Source organism: Micromonospora sp. NPDC023888 (genome assembly GCF_040639415.1).
Taxonomy (GTDB): Bacteria; Actinomycetota; Actinomycetes; order Mycobacteriales; family Micromonosporaceae; genus Micromonospora.
In genome coordinates, this window is record NZ_JBEZZW010000053.1 from 22,487 (window position 1) to 41,219 (window position 18,733).

Consider the following 18,733-nt stretch of genomic DNA (forward strand, 5'->3'; position numbering starts at 1 on the left):
CACGTGCGGATATCCGGCTGGCAGCTTCTGGTGAGTGATCCAACAGTTGTCTCCCACCGAGTCCAGGCCCGCCGAAACGCAGCCCGAAGCGACGCGCGTGCGGTTTCGCCACCGGTACTGGACCGGAACCGTCCCCACCGTCGGGCAGTCGCACCGGGCGCAGTGGGCCGACGCGGCCAAGGGCGTCTGCATCATCCTCGTCGTCCTGTGGCACGTCGTGGTGAAGGACTACCTCCAGATCGACTGGCACGTCGGCGTACCGGTGCCGGGCCTGTGGGGAACGCTCGGTGAGCAGTTCCTGCCGCTGCGGATGCCGCTGTTCTTCACCATCTCGGGCGTCTTCGCGGCGAACGCCGCCCAGCGGCCGTGGCGGGTCGTCGCCCGCAGCCGGATCGCCGGGTTCCTCTACCTGTACGTCGTCTGGCTGCTGATCCACACCGCGGTCCTCGCCGCCGCCCCGCAACTGCCGACCGACCGGGCCACCTCCCCCCTCGGGCTGCTGGAGCAGCTCACCATCACGCCGTCCAACCTGTGGTACCTGTACGCGCTGGCGCTGTACTTCGCCCTCGCCAAGGCGACCCGCCGGGTGCCCCGGGCGCTGGTGCTCGTACCCGCCGCAGCGCTGTCCGCGATCGCCGCCGCCGGCCTGCTCGACACCCCGGGCAACCGGGGCGGCCTCTACCAGAACCTGGTCTTCTTCCTCGCCGGCCTGTCCCTGCGACCGCAGATCGAGCGGTGGGCGGCCACCGCCAGCAGCCGGCGTCTCGCGCTGACCTCGGGCGCCTACGCGCTCGCGCTCGCCGCGATGGCGGCGGCCGGCGCGCAGCGGTGGTTCGGCGTATGGACGGCCGTCTCCGTACTGGCAGTGATCTTCGGCATAACCGCCGCTGCGCGGCTGGCCCGGTGGTCGGCGCTCAGCGAACCGCTGGCTAGGCTCGGCCGCATCACACTGCCGATCTACGTCATCCACATGCCGGTCCTGGCCCTGCTGCACCGGCTGTTGGTCGTACCGGTTTCCGGGCTGGACCGGTCCGTTCAGGGCCTGATCGTGCTCGGTTATCCGATTCTGCTGAGCGGGTTGGTGATCGGTCTGAGCCTGGCCGTGCACCGCGGGCTGTTGGCGGTGCACGCACGCTGGCTGTTCGCGCTCCCCGGCTCCCGCCGGGTGGGGGCGGCCGGATGAGCGCCCTGGCCGAGGCGGTGGTCGACCTCGGGGCGATCGCCGACAACGTACGGGCCATCACGTCGCTCACCGGCACCGACCTGATGGCCGTGGTGAAGGCGGACGGGTTCGGTCACGGCGCGGCGCAGGTGGCCCGTGCCGCTCTGCGCGCCGGTGCCCGTTGGCTGGGAGTGACCTCGGCAGCCGAGGCGCTGGCCCTGCGTGCGGCCGGGGTGACCGCGCCCACGTTGAGCTGGCTGCACCGGCCCAACGACGACTTCGGGGCGTTGATCACGGCGGGCGTCGACGTGGGGGTGTCGACCACGACGCACCTGCACGCCGTCGCCGACGCGGCCCACCTGCTCGGCGTACCGGCGATGGTGCAGCTCAAGGCGGACACCGGGCTGTCCCGCAACGGGGCCGCCGGGGACGACTGGCCGGAGTTGGTGCGGTGGGCCCGCAAGTACGAGCGTCAGGGCGCGATCCGGGTGCGCGGGGTGTGGTCGCACCTCATCGACGCGGACCTGCCGGGCACCCCGGCGTTGAACCGGCAGGTGGCGACCTTCGAGGAGGCGTTGCGGGTGACCCGCGCGGCTGGCCTCGACCCGGACCTGGTCCATCTTGCCAACTCGGCCGCCGCGCTGTCCGCACCGCGGACGCGCTTCGACCTCTGCCGGATCGGGATCGCGCTGTACGGCGTGGACCCGTTCGGGGCGAGCGGTCCGGGCGAGTTCGGGTTGACCGCTGCGATGACGTTGCGCACGAGTGTGGTCAACGTCAAGCGGGTGCCGGCCGGCACGGGCGTCTCCTACGGGCCCGACCACGTCACCGGCGCGCCGACCACGCTGGCGCTGCTGCCGCTCGGCTACGCCGACGGGCTGCCCCGCGCCACCGGCGGTCGCGCCGAGGTGTGGCTCGGCGGCCGACGGTGTCCCGTCGTCGGGCGCGTCGCCATGGACCAGTGCGTGGTCGACGCCGGCGACCTGCCGGTCTCGATCGGTGACCCGGTCGTGGTCTTCGGCCCGGCCGAGGGTGACCAGACCCCACCGACTGTCGTCGAGTGGGCCCGCTGGGCCGACACCAACCCGCACGAGATCTTGACCGGGATCGGGCCCCGCGTGGCCCGCGACCACCTCCACGAAAGGGCACGGAATTCATGACGACCCGACTGGCAGTGCTGTACGGCGGGCAGAGCGGCGAGCACGAGGTGTCCCGCCGCTCGGCGGAGAGCATCCTCGCCAACCTGGACCGGGAGCGGTACGAGGTCACCGAGGTGCTCATCGACCGTGCCGGCGGGTGGCATGTCGGCGGTCACCCGACGACACTCCCCCAGGCGCTGCGTGTGCTGCGTACCCAGGATGTGGTGTTCCCGGCCCTGCACGGCCCGTACGGCGAGGACGGCACCGTGGCGTCGCTGCTGGAGTGGCTCGGCGTGCCGTACGTCGGCAACGGTGTCTTCGCCAGCGCCGCCGGCATGGACAAGGGTGTCACCAAGCGGCTCCTCGCGGCGGAGGGCCTGCGGGTCAGCCCGGGGGTGACCCTGCGGCCCGGCGAGGAGTTGTCGCCCGCCGACCAGCAGCGGCTGGACCTGCCGGTCTTCGTCAAGCCGGCTCGGGCCGGTTCCAGCCTGGGCGTGGTCAAGGTGGACGAGTGGGCGGGTGTGCCGGCCGCGCTGGAGCAGGCCCGTCAGGTCGACCCGAAGGTGCTTGTCGAGCAGGGGGCGCGCGGGCGGGAGATCGACGTGGCTGTCCTCCAGCACCCGGACGGGCGGGTGCAGGCCGGCCCGCCGTTGGAGATCCGGGTGACCGGTCCCGGCTTCTTCGACTACGACGCGAAGTACGACGGCGGGGCGGCGTTCCAGATCCCCGCCCCGCTGGACGCGGAGACCACCGAGGTGCTCCAGGACCGGGCGATCCGCGCCTTCCGCGCCCTCGACTGCCGTGGGCTGCTGCGGGTCGACTTCTTCCTGCCCGCCGAGGGGTCGCCCGAGCCCATCGTGAACGAGGTCAACACGTTCCCCGGTTTCACCGCCGCGTCGCAGTTCCCGCAGATCTGGGCGCAGGCCGGTCTCGGCTTCGCCGCGCTCATCGACATCCTGATCGCCGGCGCGCTCGTCGACCAGGACCGGGGCCGGCACACCGGGCTGCCCCGGCAGGCACGACCTGACAACCTGGTGGGCAGTGGCGGTCAGCGCCAGGTCAACTGATCGGGCACGGCCGGGCCGGTCGGGCGCCGTCGGACCCGACGATGGTCACCGGGGCGAAGCTCTCCGCCAGACCGGACCGGCCCGCCGCGTCGGCCACCGTGCAGATGATCTGGTCGGCCGCCTTCGACGACAGGGACCGCGCCGGGCCGGTCGTCCGCACCGTGAGGCCACCGGACCGGTCGGCCCCCGACGTCACGGTGACCGCGTCGAACCCGGCCGGCACCTCGCTTGTGAAGCCCTGGCTGCGTTCGTTTTCCTGCGGACCGGCGGCGAGCAGGGCGAGCGTGCTGGCCGGCGAGGCGTCCTGCGGTGCCGGGCGGAGGACCAGCACGAGTTCGCCCTCGGCGAGCAGGTAGAGCCCGGTGCCCTGGGCCTGGCCGCTGACCGCGGGCCGACCGGTGATGACGTCACTGGGCCGTACCCCGCAGCCCGTCGCGAGCAGTGTGAGCAGAACGCCACAGGCGAGCAGCGCGCGTCTGGTCACCGGGCACCTCCGGCGTCGGTCGGGTCGCGGGGCAGGCGGAGCGTGAACACCGCGCCGCCACCGGGGGCGTTGCCCGCGACGAGACTTCCCCGTCGGTCGCCGTGGCGGTGCAGGCGGGCGTTCTCCCAGGAGATGGCGAGGCCGAGACCGCTGCCCTCGGAGCGGGTCCGTGCGGTGTCGGCCTTGTAGAAGCGGTCGAACACGTGCGGCAGCACCGCCGGGTCCAGTCCCGGTCCCTGGTCGGCGACCTCGACGGTGACCCAGTCCGGGTCCGCGCGCAGGCGCACGGACACCGGCTCGGCGCCGTGTCGGAAGGCGTTGCCGACCAGGTTGGCGACGATGACGTCGAGCCGGCGGGGGTCGAGCCGGGCCACGACCCCGGGCGGCAGGTCGGCGCGTACCCGGTCGGCCCAGCCCCGGATCCGCAGGGTCGCGGTCACCGCCGCGGCCACGTCCACGTCGTCCAGGGCCAGCCGTGCGGTGCCGGAGTCGAACCTGCTGACCTCGATGAGGTCGTTCACCAGTTGGGTGAGGTTCTGCGTCTCCCGGCTGACCAGCCGGGCGGCTCGGCCCGCGTCACCGGGCAGGTGGTCCGCCTCCTCGTCGAGCACGTCGGTGACCGCGGTCATCGCCGCCAGTGGCGTACGGAGTTCGTGCGAGACGTCGGCCACGAAGCGGCGGGCGTCGGACTCCATCCGCCGCAGCTCCCCCACCTGCCGTTCCAGCGTCCCGACGGTGTCGTTGAAGGTCCGTGCCACGTCGGCCAGTTCGTCGGCGCCCCGGACCGTCAGCCGGGTGCTCAGGTCGCCCTCGCCGAGGCGGCGTGCCGCCCGGCCCAGGTCGCGGACGGGTCGCAGCACACCGCGGGCGGCCAGCAGGGCCAGCAGGACGGCGAGGATCAGCGACAGCCCGCCGGTCTGCCACGCCCGGGTGGCGAGCCGGTTGATGCTCTGCTGCTCGGGCACGAGGTTGCGCACCGAGTAGACCTCCAGCCCGGACGGCCGGGACGTGCCGTCGGGCCGGTCGAGCGCCAGCTCGGTGCCGATGAGCAGCCAGGGCTGTCCGTCGTGCGAGACCCGTTGCCAGGCGATCCGGCCGCCGCCGACCTCCCGGCGCAGCTCGGGCGTGAGCGGGTCGGCGATCTCCGAGCCGCCCTGTGACCGCATGTCCCGGTAGACGACCACCGCGAAGCCCTGCCGGTCGGAGAGCCGCTGGGCCAGCAGGTCGAGGTCACCCTGGGTCGGTGGGAGCTGGACGATCGGGTAGACCTTGGTGAGTTGGTCGGTGAGCGACATCACGGCGGCGTCCTGCGCCTGTCGCAGGATGACGGTCCGGGCCTGGAAGTAGCTGCCGCTGGCCACCACGGCCGTCGTGGTCACGCCCAGCAGCGCGAACGTCAGGATCAGCCGGACCCGCAGGCCCAGGAGGCGGGCACTGGCCCAGCGGGTCACAGCGGCCCGAACCGGTATCCGAAACCGCGCACGGTCTGGATGAAGACCGGCGCCGACGAGTCGGCCTCGATCTTGGCGCGCAGCCGCTGGACACACGCGTCCACGAGTCGGGAGTCCCCGAGATACCCGTGCTCCCACACGGCCTCCAGCAGTTGCTGGCGGCTGAGCACCTGACCCGGCGTCTGCGAGAGTTCGAGCAGCAGGCGCAGCTCGGTCGGCGCGAGGCTGACCGGCGTCCCGTCCCTGCTGACCACGAGCGCGGCCCGGTCGATGGTCAACGGGCCGTACTGTTCGACGCCGGCGCGCTCGCCGGGGGGACGCCGCGACTCGCCACCGGTCCGTCGGAGCACCGCACGGATGCGCGCTTCGAGCACCCGGGCCTGCACGGGTTTGACCACGTAGTCGTCGGCGCCGGCCTCCAGGCCCGCCACCACGTCCATGTCGTCGTTGCGGGCGGTGAGCATGATGATCGGCAGGTCGCCGAGCTGCCGGATCCGCCGACAGACCTCGAACCCGTCCATTCCGGGCAGCATGAGGTCGAGGACCACGACGTCGGACGAGGTCGTACGCAGCCGGTCCAACCCCTGCTCACCGGTCCCCACGGCGTGCACGGTGTGGCCCTGTCGGGTGAGCGCCAGTTGCAGTCCGTCGCGCACCGTCTGGTGGTCTTCGATAAGCAACACCTGGGACATGTCGTCAAGTATCCCATCATGAGATCTTTTGAGATCCGGTCGATGGCTGTGGCCGCGCGGGCAGCGGACGGCCGAAATCAGTGGCCCGCACCAGGAACACCACCGCACCCACCAGGAACATCGTCAACGCGCCGGCCACCACGATGGCGACCAGCGCGCCGCGCTGCACCGACGCGGCCAGCTCCGGCACGACCACCACAAGCGCCCACACCAGCACGACCAGGCCGGCCGCCGCCTCGGCAAGCGTGCGCCACAGGCCGCCGCCATCCGGGCGGCCGTCCGCGCCGCGGTCCCCCCGCCAGGCCACCAGCACCGCCGCGGCCAGGCAGAACAACGCCACCCCCAGCAGTACGCCGCCGAGCGCGTCACTGAACCGGTGCCAGCCCGCGATCATCGTGGCCGAGGCGATGACCGCGACAGCCGCCGCGCCCGGCACGACCAGCCACCGCCGGGCCCACCCGGGGAGGACCAGCACGAACGCCAGCAGCAGCGCCGTCGCCGCCGAGACGTGCCCGCTGGGGAAGCTGTTGTGGGTGGTCGAACTCTCGATCTGGAGATCCGGGCGGGGCAGCGCCGACTTCACCGCACCGGACACCACCACCGCGCCCAGGACCATGCCCACACCGACCACACCCGCCACCAGCCGCCGGCGCAGCGCACCCACCACGAGCACCGCGCCGAGCAGGGCGGCGAGGAGTGTCGGGCTGCCGAAGGCGGCAAGTACGGTCTTGGCCGGACCCACCAGAACGGTCTGCTGCTCGTACCCCCCGCCCCGCTCGGCGCGCGGCAGGAGCGCACCGTCCAACCACTGACCGGGGTACGTCCGCACGAAGACGGCGGCAGTGCAAGCCAGGGCGAGCAGGCTGCCCAGCGACGCCGCGAGCAGCCGGAGGGCAAGCGGCACCGCGGCGCGGGCGTGTGGCAGCGGTCGCGCCGGCTGCGGGCCGGGCGTCGACCGCCCGACCGGGTACGACGATCCGAGGGACATGGCGACCATGCTCGCCCCGGCAGGTCCGTACCCCGTACAGGGATTGTCTTGGTTCTGTCACAACCGCTTCCGGACCGCCGGAGGCCGGCTGGCGACCCCTGCGACGTGGTCGAATTCAACCGCTTACATGCGACGATGTTTAACCCGGCCGAGATCAGCCGCCACTAGGGTCAGGACGCCGATCGATGTGTGGGTCGACGGTGCGAAAAATCCATCCGGAGTGAGTTGGGGAACCGGAAGGGGTTGGGGGAATGCAGGGAATTCCAGTCGGCAGCCTGGTCATCGGCATCGCGTCGTCGCCGGCCGAACGCCGACAGTTGGCCCGACTACTCGGCGGAAGCGACGCCTTCCTGATCGTCTCGACAGTCGACCAGGCGCGGGAGTTCCTCGGGGTGGTCGAGGCACCTCCCGTTGCGACTCCGCCGGTCACGGGCAGGCGCGCCGAGGTGGCGCCGAGCCCACCGCCGCCGCCACCGGACCTGGCCGTCGACTCCGACCGGCGGGTGCTGCGCTGGCGCGACCAGGAGATCGACCTGACCCGTCTGGAGCACGACGTCCTGCTCTGCCTGGTGGACGCGCCCGGGCAGATCTGGACCTACGAGCGCCTGCACCTCGAGGTCTGGGGCAACCGGCACCTCGGGCGCGGCTCGGACATGCACTCGGTGGTCCGCCGGGTGCGCGGCAAGCTCGCCCGGCTGAACGCCGCGGCGACGATCCACTCGGTACGCGGGGTCGGCTTCCGGCTCGTCGCGGTCTGATCCGCCGGACACGGTCCGGCCCGCCTGGTCTGCGACCAGGCGGGCCGGACTTCGTCGCTACCGCTCAGGTGTCAGCACCGGATCGGCGCCAACCCGAAGTTCTCCACGGTGGGAGTGGTGGTGTTGATCTTCGTCTGACGGGTCTGCGGCTTCCAGCCGTCCTTGGCGACGATCATCGTGATCGGGTTGTTGCGGCGGTCCACCCAGTAGGCGTACCTGCCCTCGGCGTCGGTCGCGAAGGTCCACGACGACGCCCACGAGTCGACCTGCACGACCGCGCCGGTGAGCGGCGAGGTCGCACCCTGGCAACTGGTGCCGGTGACCGTACCCATGAGCTTGCCCCAGGTCTTCGGGGGGTTCGCGGTCATGGTCACCGCGACCGGCGCGACCGAGTACGGCGTGTTCTCCGTGATCGCGACCGAGCCGGAGTAGGTGCCCGGCTGGTCCACGTTCGCCGTCATCGTGACGGTGACCGTGACCTTCGCACCCGGCGCGAGGGTGGCCGCCGACTTGTCGATGGCCATCCAGCTGACGTCGGCCGCCGACTCGGCGCAGCCCTCGAAGCCGGGCAGCACCTCGCTGTCCGGGGCGGCGTCGAAGCTGCCGGACGAACCGCCGATCTTGTAGAAGCCGCACGCCGCCCCGCCGCGGTACCGCGCCGTGTTGGCGTTCGGCAGGTTCGACCACGAACTGGCGGCCGGGTCGAAGGCGAAGCCCGCGTTGCTGATGGCCCCACCCTGCGAACCACCGACGACGAGGAGCTTGCCGTTGGCGACGGCGTACGAGCTGGCCCAGCTGTCGGTCGGCGCGTCGGCGATCGTGGTCCAGGTGTTGGCACCCGGGTCGTAGGCGTAGCTGGACTTCTGCGCGGCGGCCCCGTCGTTGCCGCCGGTGCAGTAGACGACGCCGTCGATTCCGCCGCAGGAGGCGAAGGCCACCGACTTCGGGTAGTTGGCAAGCGTCTCCCAGGTGTCGCTGCCCGGGTCGTACCGGACGACGCTGTTCGACATCGGCGTGCAGGCGGCGGTGGTGCAGCCACCGATGGCGTACAGCTTGCCGTCGACGACGGCCTGGCCGGCCGCCGATCGCGGCGCCGGGTTGTCGGCCAGCTCCGTCCAGGTGTTGACCGCCGGGTCGTACGACCAGGTGGCCGAGTCCGGCCCCGAGTCACCCCAGCCACCGGTGACGATGATCTTCCCCTGCACGACGCCTGCCGTCACGGCGTTGCGGGCACCGGGAAGGTCGGCGATCGCCGTCCAGGTCTGCGCGACCGGGTCGTAGGCGTAGTTCTTCGCGGTGGAGGCGCTGCCGTCACCACCGCCGAGCGAGTAGACCTTGCCGTCCAGGCTCACCACCCGGTTGTCCATGATGGTGGACGGGTAGTCGGCGATGTCGGTCCACGGCGCCGCCTGCGGGCCGACCGCGGCGGCTGCCGCCTTGGCCTGCTTGCCGGACGCCTTCGCAGCGAAGGACGTCGCGGCGGTGATCCGCTGCTCCGGCGCGCCGGAGCCACCGAGCACCTGCTGCCGGGTGACCGTGGACCCGTCCGCCCGGAGGAGTTCGAACCCGTTGTCCCGCTCACCGAACTTGACCTCGACCGGAGCGCCACCGGTGTTGGTCACCGTGAACGTCTTGCTGGCCTTGCCGCCGGGCATCTGGAGCGTGGCGCTGAGCTGCGTCGGCGTCACCGACAGCCGGCCGGCCGCGAGCTGGAAGTTCGCGACGGTCGCCCAGTCGGCCTCGACGTCCACCTGCTTGGTCTGGCTGACGTAGTTGCCGGCGGTCGCGGTGAACGGGTGCGTGCCGGTGAGCGTCGAGTAGATCCAGTAGAAGCCGTCGGCCAACTCCGGGTCGTCCGGGGTCGCCACGGTGACGGCCTGCTCGGCCGGCCGGTCCTTGCTGGTGACGGTCGCGCCGTTGACGTAGCTGTTGTCGTTCTTGTCGCGGACGTTGCCGACGACCAGACCACCGTCGACCGGCACGCAGGTGATCTGGCTGCCGATCAGGACGTTGTCGACCTCCCACCACCACTCGTAGCTCGCGTCGTAGTAGTGGAACCGGACCTGCACCTGCGCCTGACCGGCCGCCTGCGGGATCGGGATCTCGGTGACCTTCGGGCCCCGGACGTCGGTCTCCTGGCGGAGCACGTTGGCCCAGGTGGCACCACCGTCGATGCTCAGATCGACGTCGGCGGTGTCGTCGTTGAGCTGGTTGAAGTCCTGGTTGAACCGGATGACCGGGGCCGTGACGCCGGTCAGGTTGACCACCGGGCTGACCAGGGAGGTGTCCTGGCTGGTGCCGGCACCGTAGTTGTCGCTGTCGATCATCGCGAAGTTGCCGCTGCCGCCGGTCAGGTTGCCCCGGTCGCCGTCGTCGGTGAACGTCCAGACCTGACCGCTGCCCGCGTTGTCCACGACCGTCCAGCCGGGCGGTGTGGTCGTGCCGTCGAAGGACTCGTACTCACCGTCGGAGCCGAACGTGTAGCCGGGCGCGGTGGTGCAGGTGGTGGCGTCCACCGGCACCGCCACGTTGGCGGTGGTGTTGCCCGAGCCCACCACGACCTGCTTGGTGACGGTCTGGTAGCCCGGGTACTGCGACTCGTACTTCAGGGTGTAGGTCTGCCCGGCCGGCAGCTTGAGGCTGTAACGGCCGTTCGACGGGGTGGTGTAGTCGTAGACGCCGGACACCCCCGTCACTGTCACCTTCGCGTACAACGGCCAGCCGTGGCCGGAGCCGTCGGTGACCGCCCCGGTGACGTTCACGCTCGGCACCGGCGTCAGCGCGACGTTGAGCGTCGTGGTCGTGGCCTTGGTGACCGTCGCCGGCTTGGTGGTGCCGGCGTAGCCGAAGGCCGCCACGGCGACCTGGTAGTCGCCGGTGGGGAGCTGGGTCGAGTACGTGCCGTCGGCGCCGGTGCTCACCTCACGGGAGGTCGGGCCGGTGAGCGTCACTGTCGCGCCGGCGATCGGGGCGCCGGTGGCCGCGTCGGTGACCGTGCCGGCCAGGGTGCCGATGTCGCCGGTCGGCGCGGCGTCGAGCAACGCGAGGGCATCCAGCCGACCCTCGCCGTAGACGTTGTTGTCGGCGGCGGTGCCGCCGCACTGGCCGTCGGCCTTGTCGATCGCGGCGCCGTTGAGCAGCGCACGGGTCGCGTCGATGTCACCGATGAGCGACGGGGCCGCCGAGTACAGCAACGCGATCGCGCCCGCGAGGTGCGGTGCGGCCATCGACGTGCCACTGATGCTGCCGTAGGCGTTGCCCGGGATGCTCGACCGGACGTTCACGCCGGGGGCCGAGATGTTGGGCTTGATCTCGCCGTTCTGCCCGGTGCCCCGGGCGGAGAAGCCGGCGATGTTGTTGTTGACGTCGTACGCGCCGGTCGAGTAGTTGCTGGCGAGGCTGCCCGGCGAGCCACTGGTCTGGCATGCCGGCCCGCTGTTGCCGTTGGACCAGACGCCGAAGATCCCGGACGCGGTCCAGGCGTCCGTCACGTCCTCCATGAAGGGCTCGTTGGACGGGTCCCGGGTGCCCCACGAGTTGTTGATGACGTTCGGTCGCTTGCTCGCGTCCGCGTTCTGGCCGTTGAGGTCGAGCGGTTCGAGCATCCACTGACCGGACTCGATCAGAGCGGCGTCGCTGGGGCAGCAACCGTTCGCCGCGATCCATTTGACCCCGGGGGCGACACCGATCTGGTTCGCGCCGTCGGAGCCGGCCATGGTGCCCATCGTGTGCGTACCGTGGCCGTCGTCGTCGCAGGGGGCGGTCGCGCAGGTGCCGGCGGCGTCGAACCAGTTGTAGTTGTGGTCGAACGTCCCGTCGCCGTTGTTGCCGCGGTAGGAGTTCACGAGCGCCGGGTGGTCGAACTGGACTCCGCTGTCGATGCTCGCGACGGTGATGCCCTCGCCCTTGACGCCGTACCGGGACCAGACGTCGTCGGCGTTGATGTTGGCGATGCCCCACTCCAGGGCGTTCACGGTCTTCTCGTCGGTGCCCTTGATCGTCTCGGGCACCTTGTAGGCGACCGGGGCGTAGAGACCCTCGACCTCGGCGTGGCTGGCGAACTTCTGCGCCATCGCCAGTGAGCCGCTGTTCACCTTGATCGCGTTGGTCGCCCAGAAGGTCTGGTACTTCGCGCCGGAGCTGTCGAGGTCGGCCCGGATCTTGCCCTGGCTCGCCGCGGCGGTCTTGCGCAGAGCCTCCGCGACCGCCGTGCCCCGCTTCGACCAGTCCTTGATGGCGCTGGCCTTGCTCAGGTCCGCCCGGTCCTTGAACCGGATCCAGAAGTCCCCTTCACTCTTGGCCTGGAGCTGCTTGGCGAGCTCGGGTCGGATCTTGTCCCCCGCCCCCATCGCGCCGCCGGGCGCTGCCTGCGCGCCCGAGCCGATGGTGACCAAGCATGTGGCGGCGAGGATCGTCGCCGCCCCGGCGCTGACCAGTGATCTGGCCGCGCGCCCCCATTGTGGACGTCTGAACATTGGTGCTGCCTCCCTCAGAACGACCCAGGGTGTCGATGGGCCATGGTGAGGGTGCGGGAGGATCGTCTCGGCGGGCCGAGCGATCGAACCCCCCATGCCTCCCCATGCACCGCGCGGGTCACGCCGGTTGCCCGACTGGACACTATGATCGAGAAGAACGGACGATCAAGAACTTGCCGTGAGCAACTTGTCGCTAAGAGTTGCCCTGCTGGCGACGCGCTTGCCAATCATTGTCAGGACCATGACGATAGCTGGGCAGGGATGCCCATCGATCCCGGGCGGTGCTGTGGCCGAGGACGACGAGGCGACGTTGGATCGGGGTGATCCGGCGGACGAGCCGTTCCCGCTGCTGATCGCGGTGACCTCGTCCCCGGCCGAACGGATCCGGCTCGCCGAACGCCTCGACGGCATCGCGCCACTGCTGCTGGTGGCCGACCTCGACGAGCTACGCCGACTGATCGCCGCGCCGCAGCAGCCGGACACCACCTCCTCCGGGTCGACGCCCGCCGCGACCGGAGCCAACTCCGCCCTGGTGATCGACTCCGCCCGGTCCGTCGCCCGCTACCGGGACCGCGAGGTTGACCTCACCCGACTGGAGCACGACCTGCTGATCTGCCTGACCACCGAGCCGGTCCGGGTCTGGACCTACGCCGACCTGCACCGCTCGGTCTGGCGCGACGAGGGGCGGGAGCGCAAGGCGGACGTGCAGTCCCTGGTGAAGCGGCTGCGGCGCAAGCTGCACGAGCTTGACACCGGAGCCAGCATCGAGGCGGTACGAGGCGTCGGGCTGCGGCTTACCGATCGTCGGCATCCACGCATCGAAAGAGCCTGACGCCTGCCTGATGTGGGCAGGCAGCGCGGGCGCCGCCCCGCACGCGGCACCGCCTGCCCCCGCCCCGCGGCCACGTGTATCAATAGATTGAGTGTCGAACCGAGGAGTGTCTGCTGTGCCGGTCGAGTTTGGTCTGCTCGGTGAGATCCAGGCCCAGCTCGACGGCCGGGAGATGCCCCTCGGCGCCCTCCGTCAGCGAGCCGTGCTCGCCGCCCTGCTGACCGACGCCAACCAGCTCGTCTCCGTCGAGAGCCTCGTCGTGCGGGTGTGGGGGGAGGAGCCTCCCGACGGCGTGCGGGACACGCTCTACAGCTACCTCTCCCGGCTCCGTCAGGCACTGACCGCGGCCCCCGGGGTGGACCTCGCCCGCCGTTCGGGTGGCTACCTGCTCGCCGTGGACGAGCAATCGGTCGACCTGCACCGCTTCCACGACCTCGTCGACCAGGCCCGGTCGACAGGTGACCAGGACCGGGCGCTGACGCTGTTCGAGCGGGCACTCGCTCTGTGGCGGGGTGAGGCGTTCGCACGGCTGGACAGCCCGTGGTTCAACGGAGTGCGGGACGGGCTGGACCGCCAGCGGCTCGAAGCCGAGTCCGACCACGCGGATCTGATGCTGCTGCGGGGTCGGCACCACGAGTTGCTCGCCGACCTACCGGCGCGGGCCGCCGCGCGCCCGCTCGACGAACGCATCGCCGGTCAGCTCATGCTGAGTCTGTATCGTCGCGGCCGGCCGGCCGAGGCACTGGAGCACTACGAGCGGATCCGGCTGCGGCTCGCCGACGAGCTGGGCGCGGACCCCAGTCCGCCGCTGCAACGCCTGCACCAACGGATCCTGGCCGCCGACCCCACGCTGACCGTGCCGCAGCCGGCTCCCCGTGAGGCACTGTCGGTGGTCCCCCGCCAACTGCCAGCGCCACCGGGCCTGTTCACCGCCCGAGCCGAGGAACTGGCGTACCTCACCGCGGCCGTCGCGGACGGGGACCAGTCGGACACCACTGTGGTGATCTCGGCGATCGGCGGGTCGGGCGGGATCGGCAAGACCTCGCTGGTGCTGAGGTGGGCGCACACCCACCTCGACCGGTTCGCCGACGGCCAGCTCTACGCGGACCTGCGGGGCTTCGGTCCCGGCTTCGGGCCGGTCTCCCCGAGCACGGTGATCCGCGGCTTCCTGGAAGCCCTCGGCGTCGCACCGAACGCGATACCCGTCGATCCGGACACCCAGGCCGCCCTGTACCGCAGCCTCCTGGCCGGGCGACAGATGTTGATCGTGCTGGACAACGCCCGGGACGCCAACCAGGTCGTCCCGCTGCTCCCGGGCAGTCCGACCTGCACGGTTCTGGTCACCAGCCGGCGCGAACTCGCCGCCCTGACGGCCACCCACCGGGCCCGCCCGATCGCCCTCGACGTGCTGTCCCCGCACGAGAGCCGCGAGCTGCTGATCGGGCATCTCGGGCCCGAGCGGGTAGCGGCGGAGCCCGCGGCGGTCTCGACGCTTGTCGACCAGTGCGCCGGGCTGCCGCTCGCGCTGGGCATCGTCGCCGCCCGCGCCGCCACCCGCCCCCAGCTACCGCTGGCCACCCTGGCCCGCGAGTTGCGGGACGCCTCCGCCCGGCTGGACGCCCTCGACGCCGGCGAGCTGAACGTGAATCTACGGGCCGTGTTCTCGTCGTCGGTCGCCGCGCTGTCCCGCGAGGCGGCGACCGTGTTCGCGCTCTTCGGCCTGGTGCCGACCGACGACATCAGCCTTCCGGCGGTGGCGAGCCTGATCGGTGTGCCGGCGACCCGGGCCCGGGAGTTGCTGCGCCAGTTGGAGGCCACCTACCTGGTGCACCAGCACGTGCCGGGCCGTTTCCGGATGCACGACCTCGTCCGGCTGCACGCCGCCGAGCAGGCCACCGAGACGGTGGACGCCGAGACCCGTGACGCGGCGCTGCGGCGACTTGTCGACTTCTACCTGCACACCGCCTACGCGGCCGATCGGCTGTTGGACCCGTGGCGTCCGCCGATCACGATCGGCTGTCCGGCACCGGGCTGCACGCCGGAACAGGCGCACGGGGTGGCGGAGTCGATGGCGTGGTTCGACACGGAACATCCGCACCTGCTCAGCGTCCAGCAGGTGAGCGTGTCGCGTGGCTGGCATCGGCAGGTGTGGCAGTTGGCGCGGGCGCTGGCGACCTTCCACGCCCGGCGCGGCCGCAAACGTGACCAGGTGACCGTCTGGCAGGCCGGAGCCGCCGCCGCCGACGCCGAGGGTGATCCGGCCGTCCAGGCCATGGCACACCGCTTCCTCGGCCAGGCCATCCAGTGGCTCGGCGACATCCGGGCAACAGTCGCGCGCTTTCAGATCGCGATGGCGTACGCCGAGCAGGCGGGCGACCTCGCCGAAGAGGCCCGCTCCCACTTCGCGCTCGGCGTCACGTGGTCGTTCGAGGGCGACCACCAGCAGGCGTTGACCCACAACCGGCTCGCGGTGGGGATGTTCCGGTCGCTCGCCGACCCGGTGGAGGAGGCTCGGTGTCTGAACGGTGTGGGCTGGTCCCTCGCCCTCCTCGAACGGTACGACGAGGCCCGCGCCGCCTGCGAGCAGGCCGTCGAGTTGTACCGTCGCCACCGACACCCGGATGCCGCGGCGGACGCTTTGCACAGCCTCGGCTACATCGACCAACAGACGGGGCGTCACGCCGAGGCACTGGCCTACTACCAGCAGGCCCGCACGGTGTACGCCGACGTGGGCAACACGAGGGGCGAGGTCGACTGCCTGACCAGCCTGGGTGAGCTGTACACCAGCATGGGCAAGCGGACCGAGGCCCAGCAGGCGTGGCAGGAGGCGGTGGATCTGCTCCAGGTCCAACGTCGCACCGGAGAAGCCGCACTGCTCCGCCAGCGGATGTCGGTAGTGCCCGCGCAGCAGACGGGCGGGTGAGCCCGGTGGGGTGCGGACCGGTTCCCGGCCGCACCCCACGCTGCTCTCGCCAGCCGGCTCAGCGGCCGGTGCCGCCGCCCTGCGACTGGGGCAGTCCCGGCTCGGACGGCATCCGGGTGATCGGCGGCAGGATGAGGGCGATGAGGGCGACGACCGCGATGACCGTGAACGGCACCGTGTAGCTCTTGCCGCTCGCCTCGTAGAGCAGCGACGTGACAAGCGGGCCGACCACCCCGCCGATGCTCCAGGCCACGATCATCGCGCCGTAGATGGCTCCGCCGTTGGGCGTGCCGAAGTAGTCGGCCGCGGTGGCCGGCATCGTGCCGAACCCGCCGCCGTACGCGAGGTAGACCAGGGCGGCCAGGACCGCGAAGAGCGCAAGCGACGCGGCGTGCGGCAGGATGAAGAAGCAGATCGCCTGGAGCAGCAGCATCCCGAGGAACGCGGGCATCCGCCCGGTGCGGTCGGACAACCACGCCCAGGCCACCCGCCCGGCGCCGTTGAACAGGCCGAGGACGCCGACAAGCGTGGCGGCGGCCGCCGCGCTCGCCCCGGTGATGACCTGGGCGGCATCGGACGCCTGGGAGATCAGTGCGATGCCGCAGGTGACGTTGAGCGCGAGGATGCCGGTGAGCAGGTACCACTGCCGGGTGCGCAGGGCCTCCCGCAGGGTGTAGACCCGGGTGCCGGCAAGGGCGCGACCAGCGGTCTTCGGAGTGAAGCCGGGCACCTGGTAGCCCGCCGGCGGGTTACGGAAGAAGGACGCGCCGAGCAGGATCGCGATCAGGTAGGCGACGCCCAGCGGGAAGAACACGTGGGTGGGATCGTCGGTGCCGTTGAGCAGCCCCTTCGCCACCGGCGCGACGATCACGGCGCCGAAGCCGAACCCGGCGACCGCGATGCCGGTGATCAGGCCACGCCGGTCCGGGAACCACTTGGCGAGCATCGCGATCGGGGTGATGTACGCGGCTCCCAGGCCGATTCCCCCCAGCACGCCGTAGGTGAGCACCAGCAACCACAGCTGGTCCTCCGACGACGTGAGCGCGGCCAGCATGTTGCCGACCGCGTAGAGCACGCCGCCGCCGAGCGCGACCGGTCGTGGGCCGCGCCGGTCCTGGATGCGCCCGCCGATCAGGCTGCCGATGAAGATCGTGCCGATGGCCACCTCGAACGGCAGCACGGCCTCCCACTTGGCCCAGCCGAATTCGGCCTGCAACGGCTTGTTGAACACGCTCCACGCGTACACCGCGCCGAGCGCGAGTTGGACGAGCACCGCGGCGACGACGAGACCCCATCGGCCCCGCGTCGGCGCGGATCTTCCTTGATCGGTTGCGGTGTGTGCCATGAGCTGAGTCCCCCGTCTGCTGGCTCATTGGCTGGCGCCTGCTGGTCGAGCTATGTCCCCTTCTCGGCGGGCGACCGGCCCTCCCTGCGGTCGCGCCGCTCCCGTTGCGGCACGACCGTGTACTTCGGGTCGCGCGCCGACGCCATGCCCGCCTCGAAGACGCCGAAGCGGGTGGCGACCGACGAGGCGACAAGTGCGGCGCCGGAGAGCGCGGACAGGATCCGGCTCCGCCGGCTGAACAACGCGGCGACGGTGCCCACGCCGAGCAGCACCCGGCCGGCCCGGATCAGTCGGCCGCTGTGGCCGTGCCCGTACGGCTCACTGGTCAGGCCCATCCGCTCCAGCCGGCGACCGCCGACCACCTCGGTGGTCGCGGCGGCGAGGGCGAGTCGCCGCAGCGGGGCGGTCTCCGCGGCGGGTGCCGCGATCAGTCCGACCCCGGACGCGGCGGCGAGCGCGCTGCCGGCGAAGACGAACGGCAACGACGGGTACGCGTCGTGCCAGGACGGTACGGCGGTGTCGGCGAGCAGGACCCCGGTGTAGGTGGCGAGCGCCGGGGCGGTGGCCGCGGCGGCCAGGCCGGCGACGTTGCCGACCTGGGGCGCCAGCCGGCGGGCGAGGCCGAGCACGCCGTGTTGCGGAAGCCGTGGGGCGATCTCGGCGACCGCTGCCACGCCGGCCAGTGGCCCGAACACGGTGAGGATCCAGGTGCCGACCGACATCGGCGAGGTCAGCTTGGCGATCCGGAGCATGTGGTGGAACCGGGCCGGCCGCCCGAGGTCGTGCACCAGCAGGTACGCGCTGGCGGTGACGCCGCCGAGGGCCGTCCACCGCCCCACCTGACGCAGGCCGGGCCGGCCGGTCAGCTGGGCGCCCGCGCCGATCAGCGCGCCCCCGGCGGCGAGACCTCCGGTGAACAGGTAACCGGCGATGTCGTGCTTCCACACCGGCGGTTTCAGGATCGGCCGGCCGTAGTAGGAGGTGAAGTCGGCCACCGGCACGGTCAGTTGCTCGCCGTCGTGACCGCGGCCGCGCTGGCGCTGCCCGACGGCCTGGCCGACGCGGTCCTGGAACTCGCGGAACCGGGCGCCGGCCGGCTCGTTCGGTGGCAGATCGGTCATGGCCGACCACCGACGAACGCGAACACGGTGGCGGCTGTCATGACGAGGGCGGCGAGGCCGGCGCGTTTCCACATGGCCGGCAGGTCGCGGGTGGTCACGACCGGGTCCGGTGGCAACCCGTACACCTCGGGCTCGTCGAGGAGCAGGAAGAACGCCCCGTCACCACCCACACCGTCGTGCGGGTCGTGCCCGTACAGACGGGCCTCCGGCACCCCCCGCCCCCGCAACGTCGCCACCCGCGTGGCGGCCCGCTCCCGCAACTCGTCGAGCGGCCCGTACTGGATCGACTCGGTCGG

General features: G+C 71.7%; 13 protein-coding genes and 1 pseudogene. 6 read left to right on the forward strand and 8 right to left on the reverse strand.

All coding sequences use genetic code 11. From position 1 onward, the window contains the following. Positions 1 to 97: 97 nt before the first annotated feature. Genes AB0F61_RS31360 through AB0F61_RS31370 form a run of 3 tightly spaced genes read left to right on the forward strand, consistent with a single transcriptional unit; the run spans position 98 to position 3,368 of the window. Positions 98 to 1,183 (forward strand): acyltransferase, encoded by a 1,086-nt coding sequence (locus tag AB0F61_RS31360; protein WP_357817121.1) that lies wholly within the window; start codon positions 98 to 100, stop codon positions 1,181 to 1,183. After that, complete coding sequence (gene alr, locus AB0F61_RS31365) at positions 1,180 to 2,322, forward strand: alanine racemase (RefSeq protein WP_357817124.1); 1,143 nt, start codon at positions 1,180 to 1,182, stop codon at positions 2,320 to 2,322. The genes AB0F61_RS31360 and alr overlap by 4 nt, the downstream gene beginning before the upstream one ends. Beyond that, positions 2,319 to 3,368, forward strand: a complete 1,050-nt coding sequence (locus AB0F61_RS31370) for a D-alanine--D-alanine ligase family protein (RefSeq protein ID WP_357817127.1) — start codon at positions 2,319 to 2,321, stop codon at positions 3,366 to 3,368. The genes alr and AB0F61_RS31370 overlap by 4 nt, the downstream gene beginning before the upstream one ends. Here the strand turns inward: AB0F61_RS31370 and AB0F61_RS31375 are convergent. The 4 genes from AB0F61_RS31375 to AB0F61_RS31390 are packed head-to-tail and all read right to left on the reverse strand — an operon-like array spanning position 3,361 to position 6,983. Next, complete coding sequence (locus AB0F61_RS31375) at positions 3,361 to 3,852, reverse strand: hypothetical protein (RefSeq protein ID WP_357817130.1); 492 nt, start codon at positions 3,850 to 3,852, stop codon at positions 3,361 to 3,363. The two genes, AB0F61_RS31370 and AB0F61_RS31375, sit on opposite strands and share 8 nt — an antisense overlap. Next, positions 3,849 to 5,303: a HAMP domain-containing sensor histidine kinase gene (locus AB0F61_RS31380; protein ID WP_357817133.1), complete on the reverse strand. Its 1,455-nt coding sequence runs from the start codon at positions 5,301 to 5,303 to the stop codon at positions 3,849 to 3,851. Before AB0F61_RS31380 ends, AB0F61_RS31375 begins: the two co-directional genes overlap by 4 nt. Next, positions 5,300 to 5,995, reverse strand: coding sequence for a response regulator transcription factor (locus tag AB0F61_RS31385; protein ID WP_357817136.1), 696 nt, complete (start codon positions 5,993 to 5,995; stop codon positions 5,300 to 5,302). The genes AB0F61_RS31380 and AB0F61_RS31385 overlap by 4 nt, the downstream gene beginning before the upstream one ends. Before the next feature lie 16 nt (positions 5,996 to 6,011). Then, positions 6,012 to 6,983 (reverse strand): phosphatase PAP2 family protein, encoded by a 972-nt coding sequence (locus tag AB0F61_RS31390; protein ID WP_357817139.1) that lies wholly within the window; start codon positions 6,981 to 6,983, stop codon positions 6,012 to 6,014. A 251-nt stretch (positions 6,984 to 7,234) separates the two neighbouring features. Between AB0F61_RS31390 and AB0F61_RS31395 the strand changes: the two genes are divergently transcribed. Further along, on the forward strand, positions 7,235 to 7,741 hold the full coding sequence (locus tag AB0F61_RS31395) for a winged helix-turn-helix domain-containing protein (protein ID WP_357817142.1): 507 nt from the start codon (positions 7,235 to 7,237) through the stop codon (positions 7,739 to 7,741). 71 nt (positions 7,742 to 7,812) lie between these two features. On the opposite strand, the gene AB0F61_RS31400 is transcribed toward AB0F61_RS31395, so the two are convergent. Further along, a complete protein-coding gene (locus tag AB0F61_RS31400) occupies positions 7,813 to 12,216 on the reverse strand; it encodes a S8 family serine peptidase (RefSeq protein ID WP_357817145.1) in 4,404 nt (1,467 codons plus the stop codon). Between the two features lie 286 nt (positions 12,217 to 12,502). Here AB0F61_RS31400 and AB0F61_RS31405 point away from each other — a divergent pair, with 286 nt between their 5' ends. Next, entirely contained in the window at positions 12,503 to 13,048 is a 546-nt protein-coding gene (locus tag AB0F61_RS31405; protein ID WP_357817148.1) for a winged helix-turn-helix domain-containing protein, read from the forward strand. A 115-nt stretch (positions 13,049 to 13,163) separates the two neighbouring features. Further along, a complete protein-coding gene (locus AB0F61_RS31410) occupies positions 13,164 to 15,971 on the forward strand; it encodes a BTAD domain-containing putative transcriptional regulator (protein ID WP_357817151.1) in 2,808 nt (935 codons plus the stop codon). Positions 15,972 to 16,029: 58 nt separating this feature from the next. Here AB0F61_RS31410 and AB0F61_RS31415 read toward each other — a convergent pair whose 3' ends face one another. The 3 genes and pseudogenes from AB0F61_RS31415 to AB0F61_RS31425 all read right to left on the reverse strand — a co-directional run. Then, positions 16,030 to 17,316: an OFA family MFS transporter gene (locus AB0F61_RS31415; protein ID WP_357817154.1), complete on the reverse strand. Its 1,287-nt coding sequence runs from the start codon at positions 17,314 to 17,316 to the stop codon at positions 16,030 to 16,032. 50 nt (positions 17,317 to 17,366) lie between these two features. Continuing rightward, the gene (gene nrfD, locus AB0F61_RS31420; RefSeq protein ID WP_357817157.1) at positions 17,367 to 18,437 is read right to left on the reverse strand and encodes an NrfD/PsrC family molybdoenzyme membrane anchor subunit; all 1,071 of its coding nucleotides are present in this window, start codon (positions 18,435 to 18,437) and stop codon (positions 17,367 to 17,369) included. Further along, a pseudogene (locus AB0F61_RS31425) lies at positions 18,434 to 18,733 on the reverse strand (4Fe-4S ferredoxin); the annotation flags it as partial. The pseudogene AB0F61_RS31425 and the gene nrfD, both read right to left, overlap by 4 nt.

What these genes read in the sequence shown, in the direction of transcription:
- AB0F61_RS31385 (WP_357817136.1), bottom strand. Translation starts at nt 5,995, where the DNA reads ATGTCCCAGGTGTTGCTTATCGAAGACCACCAGACGGTGCGCGACGGA.
- alr (WP_357817124.1), top strand. Translation starts at nt 1,180, where the DNA reads ATGAGCGCCCTGGCCGAGGCGGTGGTCGACCTCGGGGCGATCGCCGAC.
- AB0F61_RS31390 (WP_357817139.1), bottom strand. Translation starts at nt 6,983, where the DNA reads ATGTCCCTCGGATCGTCGTACCCGGTCGGGCGGTCGACGCCCGGCCCG.
- nrfD (WP_357817157.1), bottom strand. Translation starts at nt 18,437, where the DNA reads ATGACCGATCTGCCACCGAACGAGCCGGCCGGCGCCCGGTTCCGCGAG.
- AB0F61_RS31415 (WP_357817154.1), bottom strand. Translation starts at nt 17,316, where the DNA reads ATGGCACACACCGCAACCGATCAAGGAAGATCCGCGCCGACGCGGGGC.
- AB0F61_RS31395 (WP_357817142.1), top strand. Translation starts at nt 7,235, where the DNA reads ATGCAGGGAATTCCAGTCGGCAGCCTGGTCATCGGCATCGCGTCGTCG.
- AB0F61_RS31370 (WP_357817127.1), top strand. Translation starts at nt 2,319, where the DNA reads ATGACGACCCGACTGGCAGTGCTGTACGGCGGGCAGAGCGGCGAGCAC.
- AB0F61_RS31400 (WP_357817145.1), bottom strand. Translation starts at nt 12,216, where the DNA reads ATGTTCAGACGTCCACAATGGGGGCGCGCGGCCAGATCACTGGTCAGC.